The organism is Acidisphaera rubrifaciens HS-AP3 (assembly GCF_000964365.1).
Taxonomy (GTDB): domain Bacteria; phylum Pseudomonadota; class Alphaproteobacteria; order Acetobacterales; family Acetobacteraceae; genus Acidisphaera; species Acidisphaera rubrifaciens.
Genome location: NZ_BANB01000173.1, coordinates 1 through 2,236, shown reverse-complemented (window position 1 = coordinate 2,236; position 2,236 = coordinate 1). Strand labels below are relative to the sequence as shown.

General features: G+C 73.4%; 2 protein-coding genes. Both read right to left on the bottom strand.

Features of this window, described 5'->3' with window-relative positions; genetic code table 11:
- The coding region (locus B8460_RS06405; protein WP_048860753.1) for a S8 family serine peptidase at positions 1–1,347 on the bottom strand (1,347 nt) is incomplete at its 3' end.
- A 95-nt stretch (positions 1,348–1,442) separates the two neighbouring features.
- The coding region (locus tag B8460_RS06400; protein WP_048860752.1) for a GlxA family transcriptional regulator at positions 1,443–2,236 on the bottom strand (794 nt) is incomplete at its 5' end.

Below are 2,236 nucleotides of genomic sequence, written 5' to 3'. Positions count from 1 at the left end.
CCACGTCCCCGCCGCCGCCTCGCCCCAGAAGGCGTTGCTGCTGATCGTGTCGCCCGAGAGATCGAGCCCCCCCGTCAGGTCCGTCCCGCCCACCAGGCCGGCACGGTCCAGCAGCACCGATTGCGTGCCGGACGGCGAGGTCAACACCAGCTTCGTGTACGCGACCGGCAGGTTGGTGTCGTCGATATGCACCTGCACGTGCTGCACGCGCATCCCGCCGCTCAACGACACGGTCGAATACGCGGTGCCGTTGACGGCGACCGACAGGCTGCGTGCCTGCGTGGCCGACAGCGTCGCCTGGTTGGCGCTGGTGGATTGCGCGGTCCAGGCGCGGGCGAGGTTCACCGCGACGTTCGCATCGACGACGCCGAAGCCGAGATCGTTGGAGAAATGCATCCCGCCGCCGTTCCAGCCGGAGGCGGCATTGGTCGCGAAACCCGACGCGCTGGCGAGCGGCGCATAGGCGGACTCCGCCAGGATCGTCTGCACGTCCCGCCAGCCGAGGTTCGGGTTCGCCTGCAGCATCATCGCAACGACGGCCGAGACCGCCGGCGCCGCATATGACGTGCCCGCCGCCTGGCTGGTGGCCCCGGACGGCAGCGTCACGGTCACGCCGTTGCCCTCGGCCGCGACCAGCAGGCCGGGGCCGGGGTTGGAGAAGCTCGCGACCGACCCGTCGCGGTTGGTCGCCGCGACCGCGATCACCCGCGGATCGTCCGCGATCGGCTGCAGGCTCACCGTATCGGCATTCGCCCGGTCGTTGCCGGCCGCGAACACCACCGCATCGCCCAGTCCGCCGCGCGCCGAGGCCACCGCCGACTGCACCGCCGCGTACCACGGCGCCATGCCGGCCTGCGACGGGCCGCCGTTGCCGTATCCCGTCAGACCCCAGGAATTGTTGATCACCGCGGCGAGCGGCGCGGCGGCGGTCAGCGCGCTCACCATCTCGCTGAAGCTGCCGCCGGCGAAATCGACCTTCATCCCGATGATGGTCGCCCCGGGCGCCAGCCCGACCGGCGTGGTGGCACTCCCCGCGTCGCCGATCAGGCCGGACGTGGTGGTGCCGTGAAACCCGCCCGCCGGCTCGCCGAGGCCGGCCGCGCCGAAGCTCGCGGACTCCGCGCTGTCGAACTGCCCGAGCAGGGACGGGGTGAACCCGTCATCGATCACCGCCACCGCGACGCCGCTGCCGGTCGCGTGCTGCCACGCCGCGACGACGTTGGAGCCGTCCACCGTCCCCCCGGTGTAGGCATAGGGATCGAGCTGCGTCTCCGCGATCGACGGCAGGGTCGGAATGGCTGTAGCGGCCGGGACGGGCGTGCCACCGGTGCGGGCCGGAGTCGACATAACGAACGGCTCCCCTTCTGAGACCCGTCCAGAATGTCGATCCGTCCGTTAACGCCCCGTGTCCAGCCGTCATCCGGCGCCGGGCCGGGCCGCCCTCAGGCGCCGAACCGGGCGCGATACGCCTGCGGACCGGCCGCGAGCAGGCGGAGGAAGCTGCGCCGCAGCGTCTCCTCCGATCCGAACCCGCATCGCCGGGCGATGCGCTTGACCGGCAGGCGCGTCTCCGCCAGCAGCCGCCGCGCCTCCTCCACCCGCAGCCGCTCGATCGCCCGCGCCGGCGTCATGCCCGTGGCCGCGACATAGTGGCGACTGAAGCTGCGCTCGCTCATGCCCGCCTGCCGCGCCAGCGCCGGCAGCGTCAGGCGTTCGGACAGGTGCGCGGTGATCCAGGCATGCAGGGCGCCGAACCGGTCCTCCGCCGCCTGCAGGGACAGCGCGGCGCTGAACTGCGCCTGCCCGCCCGGCCGCTTGAGGAACACCACCAGATGCCGCGCGACCGCCAGCGCCGCCGCCCGGCCGAGATCCTCCTCCACCAGCGCGAGCGCGAGATCGATCCCCGCCGTCACCCCGGCCGAGGTCCACACGCCGCCGTCGCGCACGAAGATCGGATCACGCTCGACCCGCACCGCCGGATGGCGTCGCGCCAGCGCCTCGCAATACGACCAGTGCGTCACCGCCCGCCGCCCGTCGAGCAGCCCGGCGGCCGCGAGCAGGAATGCTCCCGTGCAGACCGAGGCGACGCGACGCGCCCGGCCAGCCCGCGCCGCCACCCAGGCGCACAGCACCCCGTCTTCCGCTGCCGCCCCCACCCCCGGCCCTCCCGCGACCAGCAGCGTATCGACGACCGACGCCGCGTCCGGCAGCGAAGCCGTCGCCAGCCCCAGCCCCG